The following is an 18144-nucleotide window of genomic DNA, read 5'->3' on the forward strand; positions in this document are numbered from 1 at the left end:
CCACGACCCTTTTCTGGGGTCGTGGCGATTCACTGCATAAGGAGAAAACTATGCCGCGCCAGCCAACGTCACCAGAATTGCAAACTGCGTTAAAGGGAACCCGGCCAGCATTTTTGGTGCTGCTATTTTTTAGCAGCACCATCAATATGCTGATGCTGGCACCAGCAATTTATATGTTGCAGGTCTACGATCGCGTGCTGGTCAGTAAAAACACCACCACACTACTCATGTTAACGCTGTTGATTATCGGTATTTACACCGTTATTTCGATGATTGAGTTTGCGCGCGCCAGCGTAATGACGCGACTTGGCAATCGGCTGGATGTGAAATTAAATCAGTTAGTGTTTAATGCCGCGTTTAAGCGACGCATTGTGACGGGGGATAATAACCCGGCACAGGCGCTCGGTGATCTGGCTCAGGTTCGACAATTTCTCTCCGGCAACAGTATATTTGCTTTACTCGATATTCCCTGGACACCTTTTTATTTATTAATTGCCTTTCTCGTTCACCCTTTGCTGGGATATATCTCCGTCGTGGGAATACTGCTTTTATTTACCCTGACGCTGATAACAGAACTGACCACCAAAAAACCGATTCAACAGGCTCATTCATTAACGCAAAGCAATAGCAGCAAGCTTAACAAGCAGCTGCAAAACTCCGATACCATCGAGGCGATGGGGATGCTTCCAACCCTGAAGCGTCACTGGCTGGAGCAGCACAGTAAAGTCCTGGTGATACAAACGCATATCGCCGACAGAACCTCAGGGCTAAGTAGCCTGAGTCGGTTTGTCCGGATACTGCTGCAATCCGTTTCACTGGGCGCAGGTGCGCTGCTGGTTATTGGAGGGCAAATTACCCCGGGTCTGATGATTGCAGCATCCATTATTCTTGGGCGGGTACTGAATCCCGTTGAGCAAGTCATTGCGAGCTGGAAACAGTTTGTCCAGTTTCGCCACGCGTGGCAGCAACTCTCAACGCTGCTGAAAGAGTATCCGGAGCCTAAAGCGGTGCTGACGCTACCGCGTCCGAAAGGCAATATTAGCGTTGAGGGATTGTTTGCCGCGCCTCCCGGACAAAAGACGCCAACGCTTCGAAATATAGCCTTTCAGCTTGATCAAGGTGAAGTGCTGGGCATTATTGGCCCGTCCGCATCCGGTAAAACGTCTCTCGCTAAATTACTTGTTGGGGTCTGGGCTCCGCTTGCCGGTAAGGTTCGCATTGACGGTGCGGATATTTGCCATTGGGACAAAGCCCTACTTGGCCCGTCGATAGGCTATTTGCCGCAAGAAGTTGAACTGTTTGACGGGAGCATCGCGCAAAACATTGCGCGCTTTACACAAAACGATAGCGACGCCATCGTGGCTGCGGCGACGCTGGCAGGCGTGCATGACATGATTTTACGACTGCCGCAGGGTTACGACACGCCGCTCGGTGCAAACGGGTATCAATTATCCGGGGGGCAACGACAGCGTATTGGGTTAGCCCGGGCTGTCTATAACAACCCCGCCTTTATTGTTCTTGATGAACCCAATGCCAACCTTGATGACGCCGGGGAATATGCCCTGATCCAGGCCATTAATGCGGTGCGCGCGCAGGGACAAACCGTGGTGATTATTTCCCATCGCCCCACGTTGTTGGGGGTTGTGAATAAAATCCTGTTGCTTAACGACGGTGCGGTTCAAGAGTTTGGCACCCGCGACCAGGTTTTCGCCAATCTTCGTCAGGCGAATATTTTAAAACCGGTATCCACCGCGTCTGGACTGAATGGTGAGCCGCAGCGAGAGGCATTGTGATGAAAAAAATAAGCGATAACCCCCCGACACCTAATGCCAGCGGTGTTGATACCAATATCTGGCCGCCATTATTACGTGGGATCTTCATTATCATCCTGGGAGTAGGTGGCTTTTTACTGTGGGCAGTGCAAGCCCCTCTTGATGCCGGGGTTGTGGCGGATGGTACAGTCACCGTATCGAGCAATCGTAAAACCATTCAGCATTTAAGCGGTGGGCGGGTCACCGATATCTTTATAAAAGAAGGGGATCTGGTGAAAAAAAATCAGGTACTGGTGCGTTTAGATAAAATGCAGCTGGATATGCGCTACAGCGCGCTGAGCGCGCAGTACATTTCCGCCAAAGCCATCGAAGACCGTTTACTGGCAGAGAGAGACGGGCTTGAGATCATTTCCTTTAGTGAAACCCTGTCGCTGAATTTTGCCAATAATAAACGCCTTGAAGAGATTAAACATCTACAGGAAAAACTGTTCGAGACCCGCCGTAAAACCATTCAGGATGAACTGTCGATGATTGATGAGACGCTGGATGGTCTTGCAGGGCAGACTGAGAATCTGAATAAAATAAAAGGATTTCGTGAACATCAGTTCAACCTGATTAGCAGAGAGTTGGGGGCGGTCAGGGCGTTGAGTGAAAAAAATTATTATCCGAAGGCGCAGCTGTTGGGCCTCGAGCGTGAGGCCGCAGAAATATCCAGCAATGTGTCTGAGGACATTCTTAATATTGCTAAACTCAAGTCACAGCAAAATGAACTGAAAATAAAAGCGTATCAGGTTAATCATCAGTATATGAAAGAGGTCGAGTCTGAGTTAACGCTTAAACAAAAAGATGTTGCCATGCTGGAAGATGAATTAGTGTCCACCAGACATGAACTGGAGAATACCGAAATCCGCTCTCCTATCGAGGGGATTGTGCTGGATGTCAAAGTCAGCACCGTAGGCGGCGTTATTCAACCGGGTGAGCACCTCATGGATATCGTTGCGGCAGGCCAACCTTTGCAGATTGACGCCAAAATCCCGGTGCAGGCGATCGACAAACTGGCCCCAGGACTGACGGTGGATGTTCTGTTTCCCGCGCTCAACCACGCGTTATTGCCGTCGGTTCCGGCTCGCGTATTAACCATATCAGCCGACAGGTTAATTGATAAAGTCAGCCAACAACCCTATTACCTTGCAGAGGTGCAGGTTTCAGCGGAGGGCGTACATCTACTCGGTGATTACAAAATTAAAGCGGGCATGCCCGCCAGCGTGACGATAAAAACCGGTGAACGCACGATGCTGAGCTATCTGTTCAAACCGTTAATCGCGCGACTGGAACTGGCCTTTAAAGAATATTGAAGATTTATGTAACAGCTCCTGCAAAGACCTGGCGGGAGCTGTTACGGTAAATATCACTAACAGGCTGTCTTATCTCTGCGCGTTTTTTTCGCGTACATTTTTACGGTGAACCAAATAAGACCACAATTAATGAGAACCGCGATGATCATCAGGATCAGGGTGTACCAACCGTACCACTGATTTTCCATGACGAATCCATAATGTTCTTCATACCAGCCATAAATTTCCTCACCCGGTACGAGATAGCATAAAATGCTGTATAAAATTGAAAGTGTAAAAAGCTCAATGAGCCATATTAATACGTGAGTAATGGGCTTCATTAATATACCTGAATTGTGCCAAAGGCGTTAAGTTGTGCTGTAATCATCATGTAAGGTGTACTCAGTAATGCCATAAAAAGAATGGCATAGTCAGAATGATTTGGAATGGTTATACATCCGTTACTAATTCCAGACTTGCCCGCAGGATGTAATCGAAAACTTCCGCGCTCAACCTTTTCTATAAAGGATATATCATTTATTTCCCCGTCTTCTCGGTAAAGAGCAAACCATAAATCACGATCTGAGCCGCTTTCCAGCCCGTGAATCATATCCTCCCAGCGACTTTTAAGACCTCCTCTTGGACGAGATACAATGTAATACTTTCCCGTGGGTAGAGGACCTTTACCCTTCACAGCCGTAGAATCAGGATTATTTCTGTGCGGACCAGTATTGCCAGAGTAAGCGGAAAAGAACCCAATCCCCGGGCAACTCAATGTTGAAAGCTGGCCTCCGTTCAAATGGAATGTGCACTGTATCATCGCTCATTCCATGCGTCTGAAAACTGAATATTACCATCGCAGTATTTCCAGGTAATGCGCTCATAGCGGAGTGAAACATTTTCCAGATGGTTATGTTTTTCGGTAGCGGGGTTTTTTACGTCGAGCATGTGGGGTGTACAGCTGACCACTTTTACATTTTCAAGTAACATATTAAAGTATTCAACTTCCTGACCCGCGTCGTTAATTTGGTACCATTTAAATTCTGCGCTCTTTAACGTTTGTCCTCTGGCGATCGCTTTGTAGAGATAAGGACTGGATGAATCAAATTCTTTTTGAAAACCCAAAGGGGCGTGTACTCGGGTGCTGGTGATCTTGCCGGTGTTATTATCGGTTGGTAGATAAAGCCCATGCCCAAAAGATAAAACTTCTATGCTGCTTTCACGATCATGGACATCCACAGACCCTTTTATCGCTGCGCCACCATCGTCTCTTAACCATAAATAGGCTGGTATTGCCATTTTCAATCCCCATTTGTCTTGTCGTTAATCAATCGGTGTATATATTTCCATCGAAATAAATAACAGGTTGATCTCGCAGCGGTTAACCAAAATGTGCCATAACCAAGCCCAATAAAATCAATTACATAATTAGAATATTTGTATTCTATTGGCTAAATGGATAGTTGTGCACGTTTCTCCTTAGGGCTGATGTTATGTGGTAAAATTCTTTTCTTTTTTCATCAGGAGTGTCTGCAATGACTGAAGGCCCATTAAATGAAAGCGAACTGGAGTGGCTGGAAGAGACATTAATGTCCCACGGTCATGCCGATGAATCCGTAATCGATGTTTCTGAACTCGATGGCATGCTCACTGCCGTGCTATCTGGCCCGGTTGTGGTAGAGCCAGATGCCTGGTTGGTTGCCGTGTGGGGTGGCAAGGCGCATATTCCGCGCTGGAAAAACGATCGTGAGATGCATCGTTTTATCGATCTCTGCTTTAAGCATATGAATGATATCGCCGAACGCTTGAGCGACTATCCTGATCAGTTCGAACCCGTCTTTGGCTATAACGAAGTGGACGGCAAAACCTACACGGTGGTGGAAGAGTGGTGCTTCGGGTATCTGCGCGGTATGGCGCTGACCGACTGGTCCACACTGCCCGAAGCGTTAAAAGCCGATCTCGACGTCATCGCCCTTCATGGTAGCGAAGATAACTTTGATAAGCTGGAAGGGTTAACGGAAGAAGAGTTTGAGGCTAGCATCGAACGCATTAAGCCAGCGGCGCTGCGCTTATACAACTACTGGCTGGAGAATCCTCAGGAATCTGTCGCGCAACAACCGATAGTGAATGGGGTAAAAGTAGGTCGTAACGATCCGTGTCCGTGCGGAAGCGGTAAGAAATTTAAAAGCTGCTGTCTGCATTGATAAAAAGAGGGGCTCAATATTGAGCCCCTCTTTTTTAGCCCACTTCGGGCAGTAGCCCGGTGGCAATTGAAAACTGCACCAGAATCACCGCTATCCCGCACGCAAACACCATGACCAGCAACGGTTTTCCCCCTTTAACCCGATATCCCGCGTCAGGATGCTGCTGACGGCTTCGCCATGCGAGAAGGGAAGGGAGCAGCAGGGCAAGCACCGATAACGCCACGCCGGCGTAACCCAGCGCCATAACAAATCCACGCGGATAGAACAGCGCAAAGGCCAGCGGTGGCAAGAAGGTAATGATGCCCGTTTGGATACGCCCTGCAACAGAACGGCGACGCTGGAAAAGATCGGCAAGATAATCAAACAGCCCCAGCGCTACGCCAAGAAATGAGGTCGCCAGGGCAAGATCCGCAAACAGATGAACCGCCAGCTCGACGTGTGGCGAAGCAACGACTTCACGCAGCGCCTGCAGAAAACCGTTCAGGCCAGAGTGGTCAGCCATCAACCCCATAAAGGTCGAGGAACCAATGCTGCCGAGCGTAACCAACTGCCAGAAGATATAGGCAATTAACGGAACCGCACTGCCGATAATGAAAACGCGACGCAGTTTACGAATATCACCGTTCATATAACTCACGATGCTTGGCACGCTGCCGTGAAAGCCAAACGACGTGAAAATAACCGGGATGGCGGAAAGCGCCAACCCTTGCTCAAGCGGTAAGGTTAGCAGGTTCACTTTATGAACATGCGGGGCGAGTAACGCCAGCATAACCACCAGGAAAACGATCTTGGCGCTAAACAAGAAGCGGTTAAACAGATCGACAAGCGATGTTCCCACGCAGACTACGCCACCACCAATCAGGGTAAAGAAGAGAACGCCGGTTGCTGGAGAGATATCCGAGCCAAACCAGTCGTTGACGCTTGAGGCAATCAGTTCGCCAGCACCGCTCATGTAGGCTGCGGTTAAGGCGTACATCAGAAACATCATGCTAAAACCGGTGATCCACTGGCCGTAACGACCCAGATACCTTGCCGCCAGAGAACCCAGTCCGGTATCGGCGGGAACATGCTGATAAACCTCGAGGAGCAGCAACGCGGTATAACACATCAGCGCCCAAAGTCCGACTAACAGCAGCAACGTCACACCAAAACCCACGCCTGCGGCGGCCAAAGGCATCGCCAGCATTCCTGCGCCAATCGTGGTGCCTGCGACGATAAAAATACTTCCCAGAGTTCTATTCTTCACGCTTTCCTCTACTGCGCCATCACTTCGCAACTTAATCTGCGGCGCAGCGTAAGGGAAAATCATTATTTCGTCAAATCGTCGTTACAAGTGGTGTAATTAATTTTTTACAGGCGTTAGCGCTTATGCGTCGAAAGCTGTGCCAGCGCAATACGTGACGTGGGATGAACGTTTAGGCTGTGTTTTTGAACGGGAGGCTATATGGCGTCAATTCACGGGCATGAAGTACTCAACATGATGATTGAGTCGGGCGAGCAGTACAGCGAACAAAGTTTGGTTCTGGCCATCCATTCGCGATTTGGGGAAACGGCGCGCTTTCACACCTGTTCTGCTTCTGAGATGTCGGCTTCAGCGCTGGTGGCGTTTTTGGCCGCTAAAGGTAAATTCATTCCGGTAGAAACAGGTTTTTCTACCCACGAAAGCAAAATATGTCGCCATTAAAAAAGGGAGCCTGTTGTGGCTCCCCTTTTAATTAATTCTGCGTATCGAGAGTTGAAAGCTCTTTATCGATAAAGTACAAGCCTTCACCTGATTTACCTGCCAGAGACAGCTTATCCAGCACGGATTTAAACAGCTTCTCTTCTTCGTGTTGTTCAGCAACATACCACTGCAAGAAATTAAAGGTTGGATAATCCTGGCCAATCATGGCGGCGTGAGTCAGTTCATTAATTTTCTGGGTGATCAGCTGTTCATGTTCATAAGTGGCACGGAACAGTTCGTCCAGGGAGGCGTATTCGGCAAACGGTGAAGCGACCGGATTGATGCGCGGCAGGCTGCCGGTATCCGCCAGATAATCAAACAGACGCTGCATGTGGGTCATCTCTTCCTGCGCATGGCGGCGAAGGAATGCCGCAGCGCCTTCAAAGCTGTGGAAGCTACACCAGGCACTCATCTGCTGATAGAGCAGGGATGAAAAAAGCTCAAGGTTCATTTGCTCATTCAGCTTGTCGATCATTTCGGTTTTCAGCATGGTGCAGCTCCATATAATTATTTATTCGTCAGCGAGAGCGTCACTATAATTTGTTATTTATTTATTTGCAAAAGGTAAAATAAATTATCTATTTATTAAAAATACGAATGGGAATAAAACGCATTGGCAATGATTTATATATTAATGAGAATTGTTCTGTTTCTTATTTAAATTGTCTGCCAGCGGATAACTGGCAGAACTATCATTAATAGTAGGTCTGCGCCGCGGCTGGATTGACGGCATAACCCAGACATTTATATTGAATGGTGACGCTCTCATTCAGGCAAACAGAACCGCTCACCAGGGTGCACGTTTTTATCGGTTGACCATAAGACGAGGCCGTTGCATAACCCATACTCTGGCATTCGCGTGTAGCGGTACCGTTAGTGACGTAGTCATCATAATGGGCATTTTGCATCATTGCCTGACCATAGTTGAGCTTGACGACTCCGCTGGTAGTATCCGCAGTGCTGACCTCAGCCTGGCGAGTCACGCTACAACCCGCGAGTAACAAAAGCATGCCTGCAACCATTAATTTCTTCATATCTCGCTCTGAGCCACTGGAAATAACCTATCGTAACGCCTGACGCGGCATACAATGCCAAGAATAGCCCGTCATTCGCCCCGTACTTTCTGCAACGATGAAGATCGGTCGGCCAGGCTGTCGAATATCATTCTGAATTTCAAATGATGTTGGCGGAAACCGTTGAAAGAGGGAGGGGCCGGCAGGTTGTGCATAAGCACTAAAAATGAGTTTCTTTGCATGAATTTGTGAGCGCCTCTTAATTTTTTAAAACTATTTTTCAGTTAATTTGAAAGTCCGTTTGCTAAGTAGTAAGGTTGACTCGAAAAGCTATCCACGGCGGAAAACCCGCAACGCATTAGGAGATGAAGAATGAAAATTGCACTGATGATGGAAAACAGCCAGGCGAGTAAAAACTCCACCATCCTTAATGAATTAAAAACGGTTGTCGATGAAAAAGGTTTCCCGGTTTACAACGTCGGGATGAGTGATGAAAACGATCACCACCTGACCTACATCCACCTTGGGATCATGGCCAGCATTCTGTTAAATTCTAAAGCGGTCGACTTTGTCGTGACCGGTTGCGGTACGGGTCAGGGTGCATTGATGTCCCTGAACATCCATCCGGGTGTGATCTGCGGTTACTGCATCGATCCGGCAGATGCGTTCCTGTTTGCTCAGATTAACAACGGCAACGCCTTGTCTCTGCCGTTCGCTAAAGGCTTCGGCTGGGGCGCTGAACTGAACGTGCGCTTTATCTTTGAAAAAGCGTTCACCGGTCGTAAAGGAGAAGGCTATCCACCAGAGCGCAAAGAGCCTCAGGTACGTAACGCCGGGATCCTGAACCAGGTGAAAGCCGCGGTCGTGAAAGAAAACTATCTGGATACCCTGCGTGCCATCGATCCGGAACTGGTGAAAACAGCCGTGTCTGGTCAACGCTTCCAGCAGTGCTTCTTCGAAAATTGCCAGGATAAAGAGATCGAAGCCTTTGTTCGCGGTATCGTTGGTTAATCTAACGGCCAAATGAAAAGCCAGCGATGCTGGCTTTTTTTTCACCTTTTGTTCGAGACCGCGCTTCCCGCATCGTTCGTTAGCCGTAGCGTGTCAAACATCCCCACCAGGCAAATCAACGCGATGGCGACAAAGGCCAGGCGAAAGCTAATGCCGGGTACGGCTACAATTCCAAGCAATTCACTGGCTTTTTCCCCAATCCGGATCCCTATTGCGCCAAGCGTAATCCCCAGCCCAACCGCAAGCTGTGTGGCGGTGGAAAATAGCGTATTGGCGTAGCTCATCTGCGCCGACGGGACATCAGAAAAAGCGAGGGTGCTCACCGCAGTAAACTGAACGGAGCGGAAAACGCCGCCTAAATACAAGATAAGCATTATCAGCCAGACGGGGGTGTCTGGGGTGATAAAGGCACAGGCCAATAAAGCCAGCACGTTTAATGCCCCGTTAATCAGCAGCAGTTTCTTAAAACCCAGGCGGCGGATTAAGGGTGTGGTCGCAGGCTTAATTGTCAGATTGCCAACAAACACCGCCAGCACCAGCAGGCCAGAATGAAAGGCATCCATCCCAAAGCCGACCTGAAACATCAAGGGCAGCAGGAAGGGAACTGCACTGATAGAAGCCCGAAACAGCGAGCCTCCGTACATAGTGACCCGAAACGTGGGTACTTGCATGGCGTCGAGTCGAATCATCGGCCATTGAGCGCGCTGGAAATGGCGTAACGCGTAGACTAATGTCAGCGCACCGAGGCCCAATAATCCGAAAATGACCAACCCCTGCATCTGCTGCGCGCCCATAGACTCCATCGCGTACACCAGGCTTACCATGGCAATGGTGGTGGCAATAAACCCCGGTGTATCAAAAGGTCGACGGGTATCTTCATGAAGGTCGGGAATAATACGCAGCGCCAGGATAATGGCAATAATGCCCAGCGGAACATTGATAAAGAATATCCATCGCCAGTCGGCATAGCTGGTGATAAATCCCCCCAGCGGTGGGCCAATTATCGGGGCGACCAATGCAGGCCAGGTTAATGTGGCGATGGCCGTAATTAACTGGTGTTTCGGCGTGGTTCTCAAAACCGCGAGCCGTCCTACCGGGACCATCAGCGCACCGCCCATTCCCTGAAGTATCCGCATGGCGACGAATTGATCGACGGTCGTTGAAAGCCCGCAAAACACCGATGCCAGGGTGAATATCGCCAGCGCCACGGCGAACACCTTACGTGCGCCAAACCGATCGGCAATCCAGCCGCTGGCCGGGATAAGTACTGCCAGCGTAATCAGATAGGCGCTAATACCGATATTCAAATCGACGGCCTGAACGCCAAAACTCTTAGCCATATCCGGCAGCGCAGTGGCGATCACCGTACCGTCCAGAAACTCCATAAAGAACGCTCCGGCGACGAGCAGTGCCGCAGGGGACATGCCGCGACTCTCTTTACCGGTAATGTTGTCAGCCATCTCTTCCTGCCATATCAAAAAAAATTATAAAAATTTACTGGAACTTATAAAATCCTAACTCTCGGATTTATCGTTGTTTTTCTTAACAAGTGAGCAGCTTTGTTGTTTTTTTAAACGTGATTCGCATCACATAATCGTTGATTTTTGTGATATTGGTCATATTATATGCGCAAAGACAATAACATCTGCATAACAAATTACCGGAGCATGACCATGAAACTGCGCAAAATCCTGAAAAGCATGTGGGAAAATTACTGCAATACGTTTAAAGACGTACCGCCAGGCGCGATGTTCTGATGAAAAAACCTGCTTCGGCAGGTTTTTTTACGCCCATAAACGACGAGAGGGAAGATGAAAGGGCTAACGGTTTGCTACTATGGCGGCCTTTAAATTAGGAGAAGCCTATGTCTCAAAACCTGAGCGCCGATCAGGAACTGGTATCTGACGTCGTCGCGTGCCAGCTGGTCATTAAACAAATCCTTGATGTCTTAGACATTATTGCGCCCATTGAAGTGCGCGAAAAAATGTCCACTCAGCTGAAAAATATCGATTTCACCAGTCATCCTGCTGCGGCGGATCCCGTTACGCTGCGCGCGGTCCAGAAGGCCATCGCGCTCATCGAACTGAAATTTACACCGCAGGGTGAGTCTCACTAAAATAAACCGATGTTTTGAAATTTGAAACGTTTTTATAGTAAAACGCGAACGGGCGACAGAGAATGTCGCCCGGCTGGTATGTCAGAAGAACGTTTGCACCAGAAGATAGCTTGCCGCACAGGCGCAGCTGACGCCAATCAGCCCCGGTAGAATGAAACTGTGGTTGATAATAAATTTACCAATTCGGGTTGTCCCGGAACGGTCGAAACCAATACAGGCCAGATCGCTCGGATAAGTGGGTAACACGAAGTAGCCATAAGAGGCCGGGAAGAAGGCGATCAGCATTTTTGGGTCGATGCCCAGCATCAATCCCATAGGGGCGACCGCAGTTAACGCAGCAGCCTGGCTATTCACCAGCTTCGATACCAGGAACAGCACGATAGCGTAGGTCCACGGATGGCTTTTCACCACGCCCTCAAGCGCCATTTTCAGCTCGTCCAGATGGGCCTGGAAAAAGGTATCGCTCATCCATGCCACGCCAAATACCGAGAAAATCGCCACCATTCCTGCTTTGAAAACGGCCCCGCTAGAAATGGCAGAGGCGTTAACTTTGCAGACCACCAGCATAATAGCACCGGCAATCAGCATCATCATCTGAATGACCAGATTCATCGACAGCGCGGTCATTTTGCCTTTGATTTCAAAGGCTGGCCGCAGCTCTGGCAAGGCACCCAGCATGACCACAACTGCGATACCGGCGAAGAAGATCCAGGTCGACCAGTACGCCTCTTTTGGGAACCGCTGATTCATTAAGGTTTCAGTACTGCCATAAATAAACTCGCGCTGTTTCGGGTCTTTGAGCTTTTCCTGAAACTCAACGTCATCCGCCAAATCCTTGCCACGACGTAAGCTCCAGAGCGCCGCAATGGCCACACCGAACAGGGAGGCAGGAACAGAGATGGCTAAAATCTGGAGAATACCCCATGCCTGACCAATCCCATGCTGCGCGGCAATAATAGAGACCAGAGAGACCACGGCAACGGAAACCGGAGAGGCGGTTATCGCCATCTGTGAGGCAATGGAGGCGACCGCCATTGGGCGTTCTGGACGGATCCCTTTTTTTAGAGCGATATCCGCGATGATAGGAAACATGGTGTAAACCACATGCCCTGTACCGCACAGGAAGGTCAGCATCCAGGTGGTGAAAGGGGCGAGCAGTGTGATGTGCTGAGGGTGTCGTCTGAGCAGACGTTCAGCAAATTGCATCATGACGTTAAGACCGCCTGCTGTTTGCAGCGTGGCCGCGCAGCCGATGACGGCGAGGATGGTGAGCATAACGTCAACGGGTGGTTTGCCGGGCTGCAAACCAAACACAAAGCTCAATATAAACAGGCCGATGCCGCTTATCAGGCCAAGCCCCATGCCACCGAACCGCGTACCCACCAGCAGGCAAAGAATAATGACAATAAACTCAATGGTAATCATGAAGCTCTCATCCATATTAGCGAAATTCACTAAATCATTGCATGTTGTGTGGGTATGGGTTGAGAGCCAGATCGGATTTGTTAAATTTCAATAAAAGCAAAGACTTGATAACGATTTTTTAACAATGATGGGTCTATGCAAAATAAAATGCACAGACCCGGAGAGCATTAATGTTGTTGATAGTTCACGACATTCAGCAGGTGCTGGTCGGTTTGTGCCATACCTAACCCGGCACGTTTTGCATTGCGTACCTCGTCCAGGATCGTTTTCAGGAGTAACCCATCATGCTGCTGCTCTTTTTCCATATCATGTAAGAAATCGAGGGTGGTACTGTCCTGAAGGGCTTCGGCTTCATGAGTAAGGGTGTTAAGGGTAGTGAGTCGTTGCTCGTACTCATCGAGGGTTTTCTGAAACAGTTCTTCCAGCGAGGAATAAGGTTCATCGGTGATATTGCGGGCTTTCACGATGGGGTTTGCACCCGCGCTTTTCATATAGTCAAAAACACGCATCATTTGCGTAATGTTGCCCTGGGCCTGCGTACGCAGGAAGGTTGCTGTACCGTTAAGACTATGCTCGGAGCACCAGTCGCTTAAATGTAGATAAAGATTCGATGCATTAAACTCAAGGTTCATTTGCGTATTGAGTTTTTGAATCATGCCTGGAGTTGTCATAATAATATCCTTATTTACGGAGTGCGACGATCAATGACAGAATAGATCTATTCCCCCCTTCCTTTATGTGACCCACTATCCACTTCTATCACTATATAAAACTCTCATAGCGACATCATCACTATAAAATATTACGTTATTTTTAACGCCATGATTTTTAATGATTATATATGGGGTTTTGAATAACGACATTAAATCAGTTACGCAAGCTAAATTAGCTTTGCGTGCGGTAATAGTGTCGTCATTAATAATGAAACCTGCGACAGATCATTTTTGATAGAACACTGAAAAATGTGATCCAGACGAAAGTTTGACTTTGGTCTTTTTGTGAAAATGAAACGATGTTTTAAGTCACTTTTTATGGAGGCCATGATGGCTAAAGTTGCAGTTCTTTTAGCACCAGGATTTGAAGAAGCAGAAGCAATTATCACCATTGATATTTTGCGCCGAATGAATATTGAAGTCGACACGCTTGCCTGCGCCGAATCACGTGCGGTGGTCAGCTATCATCAGATCCCAATGGTGGCGGACGGCACGCTGGCCGAGCACAGTGAAACGCTTTACGACGCCGTGGTGTTACCGGGTGGTCCGCAGGGCAGTGTGAATCTTGCGGCCAACAAAGACGTGATTCGTTTTATTTCGGCGCACGATGCGGCAGGTAAACTGATTTGCCCGATATGCTCGGCCGCCGCGCGCGTGCTGGGCGGGAACGACCTGCTGAAAGGCCGTCGCTACGTCTGTTCAGGCGATCTCTTCGAAACGGTGAAGGATGGCAAGTACGTTGATGCACCCGTGGTTGAAGATGGTAATCTGCTGAGCGGCAAAGGTTTGGGTCACGCTTTTGATTTTGCCCTGACGCTTTCTGCGCGTTTGCTTAATGACGAAGAAGCCGTTCGCGATCACGCTGACCATATCTATTACGCCTGGTAATTTTCCACCTGGACGCTACGGCGTCCGGGTTACAGGGATTTCTTAGCTGACCTTATGGACTATCTTGCTTAACCCTTTCTGATTTGTCTGACAAAAGCCTCCTTCTTTATGTCATTTTCCGCTGAATCTATGTACGCAATTACTGTAATTCTGCGGTGTGATGGCGCTCTCTTATGGATGATTAATTTCCCGCTAAAACTATCTCCAGCACTAACGCTTATTACAGGGTGAGCGCTAATGCCTTGTTTTAAGTCCGATTAAACGTAAAGCACACCATTATTCCCTACATAAAAGAATGCTAAAGCTGGAGTTAACCATGCACAAATTTACTAAAACGCTGGCGGCCATCGGCCTGGCTGCCGTTATGTCACAATCCGCTATGGCGGAGAATTTAAAACTTGGTTTTCTGGTGAAACAACCTGAGGAACCGTGGTTCCAGACGGAATGGAAATTTGCCGACAAAGCCGGAAAAGATTTGGGTTTTGAAGTGATTAAAATTGCCGTTCCGGACGGTGAGAAAACGTTGAACGCCATCGATAGCCTGGCCGCCAGCGGAGCAAAAGGTTTCGTTATTTGTACCCCGGATCCGAAGCTGGGTTCCGCCATTGTGGCTAAAGCGCGTGGCTATGGCATGAAGGTCATCGCCGTTGACGATCAGTTCGTCAACGCGAAAGGCAAACCAATGGACACCGTTCCGCTGGTGATGATGGCGGCCACTAAAATCGGTGAGCGCCAGGGCCAGGAGCTCTATAAAGAGATGCAAAAACGCGGCTGGGACGTGAAAGAAACTGGCGTCATGGCTATCACCGCGGATGAGCTGGATACCGCTCGCCGCCGTACAACGGGATCAATGGACGCGCTGAAAGCCGCCGGATTCCCGGAAAAACAGATCTATAAAGTCCCGACAAAATCCAACGATATTCCGGGCGCTTTTGATGCTGCCAACTCCATGCTGGTGCAGCACCCGGAAGTCAAACATTGGCTGGTGCTGGGGATGAACGACAACACGGTGCTGGGCGGTGTGCGTGCAACAGAAGGTCAGGGCTTTAAAGCGCCAGACGTTATCGGTGTGGGCATCAACGGCGTGGATGCGGTAAGTGAGCTGTCTAAAGCGCAGGCAACGGGCTTCTATGGCTCGCTGCTGCCAAGCCCGGATGTACACGGCTATAAGTCGAGCGAAATGCTATACAACTGGGTTACCAAAGACGCAGAGCCACCTAAATTTACCGAAGTGACCGATGTGGTGCTGATAACCCGCGATAACTTCAAAGAGGAGCTGGCGAAAAAAGGGTTAGGCGGTAAGTAATTTGTTGTGATTGCGCCCCTCATGGCGTCATGAGGGGCCAGACGTACACTACTGAAATCACGGAGACGTTATGCAACAGTCTGACCCGTATCTCTCTTTTCGCGGCATCGGTAAAACGTTTCCCGGTGTTAACGCGCTGACCGACATCAGTTTCGACTGCTATCCCGGTCAGATTCACGCCCTGATGGGGGAGAATGGCGCAGGGAAATCCACACTGCTGAAAGTGCTCAGCGGTAATTACGCCCCCACCACGGGTTCGCTCGCCATCCGAGGCGAAGAGGTCTCGTTTGCCGATACCAACGCGGCGCTAAACGCAGGGATCGCAATCATCTATCAGGAACTTCACCTTGTTCCTGAGATGACGGTGGCAGAAAACATCTATCTGGGGCAGCTCCCGCACAAAGGCGGTTTTGTTAATCGCTCACTGCTTAATTACGAAGCAGGATTGCAGCTCAAGCACCTCGGTCTGGATATCGATCCCCAAACCCCACTGAAATACCTTTCTATCGGCCAATGGCAGATGGTTGAAATTGCCAAGGCACTGGCGCGTAACGCCAAGATAATCGCCTTTGATGAACCGACAAGCTCGCTGTCGGCGCGAGAGATCGAGAATCTGTTCCGCGTCATCCGCGAGTTACGCAAAGAAGGTCGCATCATCTTATACGTTTCGCATCGTATGGAAGAGATCTTTGCCCTCAGCGACGCCATCACCGTATTTAAAGATGGCCGATACGTTCGTACCTTCACCGACATGCAGCAGGTCAATCACGACCAACTGGTGCAAGCGATGGTAGGACGTGAACTAGGGGATATCTATCACTGGCAATCCCGACCGTACGGCGAAGAACGTCTGCGACTGGATAGCGTTAAGGCTCCTGGGGTGCGTACCCCGATTAGCCTGACGGTGCGTAGCGGAGAAATCGTCGGGCTCTTTGGCCTGGTAGGGGCAGGGCGTAGCGAATTAATGAAAGGGCTGTTTGGCGGAACGAGGATCACCGCGGGTCAGGTTTACATCGACGGTCAGCCGGTCGATATCCAAAAACCTGCGCATGCTATCCGTGCGGGCATGATGCTTTGTCCTGAGGATCGTAAAGCGGATGGGATCATTCCTGTGCACTCCGTGCGGGACAACATCAATATTTCTGCCCGACGGAAGTTTATCCGTGCTGGCTGTCTGATCAATGACGGTTGGGAAGCGACTAATGCGGATCACCATATCCGTTCGCTCAATATCAAAACGCCTGGGGCCGAGCAGCTGATCATGAACCTTTCTGGCGGCAATCAACAGAAAGCCATTCTGGGTCGTTGGCTGTCCGAGGATATGAAGGTCATTTTGCTTGATGAGCCAACGCGCGGTATCGACGTTGGCGCGAAGCACGAAATCTATAACGTCATCTATGCGCTGGCAAAACGCGGTGTGGCGGTGCTATTCGCCTCGAGTGACCTGCCCGAAGTGCTAGGCGTAGCCGACCGCATCATCGTCATGCGTGAAGGCGATATCGCTGGTGAATTGCACCATGAACAGGCGAATGAACAACAGGCGTTGAGCCTCGCCATGCCTAAAGTCAGCCAGGCTGTCGCCTGAGTAAGGAGTTAATGATGTCCTCTGTAACTACATCCCGGGCGCCGAAATCGGCTTTCAGTCTTGGGCGAATCTGGGATCAATACGGGATGCTGGTCGTCTTTGCCGTCCTGTTCCTCGGATGTGCGATCTTTGTGCCGAACTTTGCCAGTTTTATCAATATGAAAGGGCTGGGGCTGGCGATTTCCATGTCCGGCATGGTGGCGTGCGGCATGCTTTTTTGCCTGGCCTCCGGAGACTTTGATCTCTCCGTTGCGTCGGTGATTGCGTGCGCCGGGGTGACCACGGCGGTGGTTATCAACATGACAGAAAGCCTGTGGATTGGCGTATTTGCCGGTCTGCTGCTTGGCATGCTCAGTGGTCTGGTCAATGGCTTTGTGATCGCGCGTTTGAAGATTAACGCCCTGATTACCACCCTCGCGACCATGCAAATTGTGCGCGGCCTGGCCTATATCATTTCTGATGGTAAAGCGGTGGGTATCGAAGACGAGCGTTTCTTCGCGCTGGGCTACGCTAACTGGCTGGGTCTGCCTGCGCCTATCTGGCTCACAGTGGGTTGCCTGATTATCTTCGGCTTCTTGCTCAATCGGACCACGTTTGGGCGTAATACCCTGGCGATTGGCGGGAACGAAGAGGCGGCGCGTTTGGCCGGTGTCCCAGTCGTTCGCACGAAGATCATCATCTTTGTGCTTTCAGGGTTGGTATCTGCCGCGGCGGGGATTATTTTGGCATCGCGAATGACCAGCGGACAGCCGATGACGTCGATTGGTTATGAGCTAATTGTTATCTCAGCCTGCGTTTTAGGCGGTGTTTCGCTCAAAGGAGGCATCGGAAAAATCTCATATGTGGTGGCCGGTATTCTGATCCTCGGCACCGTGGAGAACGCCATGAACCTGCTGAACATCTCGCCGTTCTCTCAATACGTCGTACGTGGCCTCATCCTGCTTGCAGCGGTGATCTTCGACCGTTACAAGCAAAAAGCAAAGCGCACCGTATAACGCTTTTCCTGCCTGAACGCGACACAACTTTTAAGTGTAGTCGCACCTCTTAACCGCCC

At 49.7% G+C, this 18144-nt stretch carries 19 protein-coding genes; 11 read left to right on the forward strand and 8 right to left on the reverse strand.

Features of this window, described 5'->3' with window-relative positions; all coding sequences use genetic code 11:
• Positions 1 to 50: 50 nt before the first annotated feature.
• Complete coding sequence (locus tag AC6EMZ_RS09065) at positions 51 to 1793, forward strand: type I secretion system permease/ATPase (protein ID WP_498402104.1); 1743 nt, start codon at positions 51 to 53, stop codon at positions 1791 to 1793.
• A complete protein-coding gene (locus AC6EMZ_RS09070; RefSeq protein WP_498402105.1) occupies positions 1793 to 3127 on the forward strand; it encodes an HlyD family type I secretion periplasmic adaptor subunit in 1335 nt (444 codons plus the stop codon). The genes AC6EMZ_RS09065 and AC6EMZ_RS09070 overlap by 1 nt, the downstream gene beginning before the upstream one ends.
• A gap of 319 nt (positions 3128 to 3446) precedes the next feature.
• On the opposite strand, the gene AC6EMZ_RS09075 is transcribed toward AC6EMZ_RS09070, so the two are convergent.
• On the reverse strand, positions 3447 to 3926 hold the full coding sequence (locus AC6EMZ_RS09075) for a DUF2778 domain-containing protein (RefSeq protein ID WP_498402106.1): 480 nt from the start codon (positions 3924 to 3926) through the stop codon (positions 3447 to 3449).
• Positions 3923 to 4405, reverse strand: a complete 483-nt coding sequence (locus AC6EMZ_RS09080) for an Hcp family type VI secretion system effector (RefSeq protein WP_498402107.1) — start codon at positions 4403 to 4405, stop codon at positions 3923 to 3925. Before AC6EMZ_RS09080 ends, AC6EMZ_RS09075 begins: the two co-directional genes overlap by 4 nt.
• A 236-nt stretch (positions 4406 to 4641) precedes the next feature.
• Between AC6EMZ_RS09080 and AC6EMZ_RS09085 the strand changes: the two genes are divergently transcribed.
• Positions 4642 to 5310 (forward strand): YecA/YgfB family protein, encoded by a 669-nt coding sequence (locus AC6EMZ_RS09085; RefSeq protein ID WP_498402108.1) that lies wholly within the window; start codon positions 4642 to 4644, stop codon positions 5308 to 5310.
• Between the two features lie 34 nt (positions 5311 to 5344).
• Here the strand turns inward: AC6EMZ_RS09085 and tyrP are convergent, their stop codons facing one another.
• Positions 5345 to 6556 carry a tyrosine transporter TyrP gene (gene tyrP / locus AC6EMZ_RS09090; RefSeq protein ID WP_498402109.1) on the reverse strand — a complete coding sequence of 404 codons (1212 nt, stop codon included), beginning with the start codon at positions 6554 to 6556 and terminating at the stop codon, positions 5345 to 5347.
• A gap of 198 nt (positions 6557 to 6754) precedes the next feature.
• On the opposite strand from tyrP, the gene AC6EMZ_RS09095 reads away from it, so the two are divergent.
• Positions 6755 to 6994, forward strand: coding sequence for a YecH family metal-binding protein (locus tag AC6EMZ_RS09095; RefSeq protein ID WP_498402110.1), 240 nt, complete (start codon positions 6755 to 6757; stop codon positions 6992 to 6994).
• 31 nt (positions 6995 to 7025) lie between these two features.
• Here the strand turns inward: AC6EMZ_RS09095 and ftnA are convergent, their stop codons facing one another.
• Positions 7026 to 7523, reverse strand: a complete 498-nt coding sequence (gene ftnA / locus AC6EMZ_RS09100; protein ID WP_202667593.1) for a non-heme ferritin — start codon at positions 7521 to 7523, stop codon at positions 7026 to 7028.
• Between the two features lie 205 nt (positions 7524 to 7728).
• A complete protein-coding gene (yecR, locus tag AC6EMZ_RS09105) occupies positions 7729 to 8067 on the reverse strand; it encodes a YecR family lipoprotein (RefSeq protein ID WP_498402111.1) in 339 nt (112 codons plus the stop codon).
• Positions 8068 to 8418: 351 nt separating this feature from the next.
• Here yecR and AC6EMZ_RS09110 point away from each other — a divergent pair, with 351 nt between their 5' ends.
• On the forward strand, positions 8419 to 9057 hold the full coding sequence (locus tag AC6EMZ_RS09110; RefSeq protein ID WP_498402112.1) for an RpiB/LacA/LacB family sugar-phosphate isomerase: 639 nt from the start codon (positions 8419 to 8421) through the stop codon (positions 9055 to 9057).
• Between the two features lie 41 nt (positions 9058 to 9098).
• Here AC6EMZ_RS09110 and AC6EMZ_RS09115 read toward each other — a convergent pair whose 3' ends face one another.
• On the reverse strand, positions 9099 to 10517 hold the full coding sequence (locus AC6EMZ_RS09115) for an MFS transporter (RefSeq protein ID WP_498402113.1): 1419 nt from the start codon (positions 10515 to 10517) through the stop codon (positions 9099 to 9101).
• A 213-nt stretch (positions 10518 to 10730) separates the two neighbouring features.
• Here AC6EMZ_RS09115 and azuC point away from each other — a divergent pair, with 213 nt between their 5' ends.
• Complete coding sequence (azuC, locus tag AC6EMZ_RS09120; protein ID WP_154125957.1) at positions 10731 to 10814, forward strand: stress response protein AzuC; 84 nt, start codon at positions 10731 to 10733, stop codon at positions 10812 to 10814.
• A gap of 107 nt (positions 10815 to 10921) precedes the next feature.
• Positions 10922 to 11173: a DUF2766 family protein gene (locus AC6EMZ_RS09125; protein ID WP_498402114.1), complete on the forward strand. Its 252-nt coding sequence runs from the start codon at positions 10922 to 10924 to the stop codon at positions 11171 to 11173.
• An 81-nt stretch (positions 11174 to 11254) separates the two neighbouring features.
• Here AC6EMZ_RS09125 and AC6EMZ_RS09130 read toward each other — a convergent pair whose 3' ends face one another.
• Together AC6EMZ_RS09130 and AC6EMZ_RS09135 are read right to left on the reverse strand one after the other, a co-directional pair.
• Entirely contained in the window at positions 11255 to 12598 is a 1344-nt protein-coding gene (locus AC6EMZ_RS09130; protein ID WP_498402115.1) for an anaerobic C4-dicarboxylate transporter, read from the reverse strand.
• Positions 12599 to 12765: 167 nt separating this feature from the next.
• Positions 12766 to 13269, reverse strand: a complete 504-nt coding sequence (locus AC6EMZ_RS09135; protein WP_498402116.1) for a non-heme ferritin-like protein — start codon at positions 13267 to 13269, stop codon at positions 12766 to 12768.
• A gap of 372 nt (positions 13270 to 13641) precedes the next feature.
• On the opposite strand from AC6EMZ_RS09135, the gene AC6EMZ_RS09140 reads away from it, so the two are divergent.
• The 4 genes from AC6EMZ_RS09140 (at position 13642) to araH (ending at position 18085) form a co-directional block, all read left to right on the forward strand.
• Positions 13642 to 14199, forward strand: a complete 558-nt coding sequence (locus tag AC6EMZ_RS09140) for a DJ-1/PfpI family protein (protein WP_498402117.1) — start codon at positions 13642 to 13644, stop codon at positions 14197 to 14199.
• Positions 14200 to 14515: 316 nt separating this feature from the next.
• Complete coding sequence (gene araF / locus AC6EMZ_RS09145) at positions 14516 to 15505, forward strand: arabinose ABC transporter substrate-binding protein AraF (RefSeq protein ID WP_498402118.1); 990 nt, start codon at positions 14516 to 14518, stop codon at positions 15503 to 15505.
• 70 nt (positions 15506 to 15575) lie between these two features.
• On the forward strand, positions 15576 to 17090 hold the full coding sequence (gene araG / locus AC6EMZ_RS09150; RefSeq protein ID WP_498402119.1) for an L-arabinose ABC transporter ATP-binding protein AraG: 1515 nt from the start codon (positions 15576 to 15578) through the stop codon (positions 17088 to 17090).
• Between the two features lie 14 nt (positions 17091 to 17104).
• Positions 17105 to 18085, forward strand: coding sequence for an L-arabinose ABC transporter permease AraH (gene araH, locus AC6EMZ_RS09155; protein WP_498402313.1), 981 nt, complete (start codon positions 17105 to 17107; stop codon positions 18083 to 18085).
• Positions 18086 to 18144 lie beyond the last annotated feature (59 nt).

The sequence above is a fragment of the Enterobacter sp. SCRI0065 genome (genome assembly GCF_059766475.1).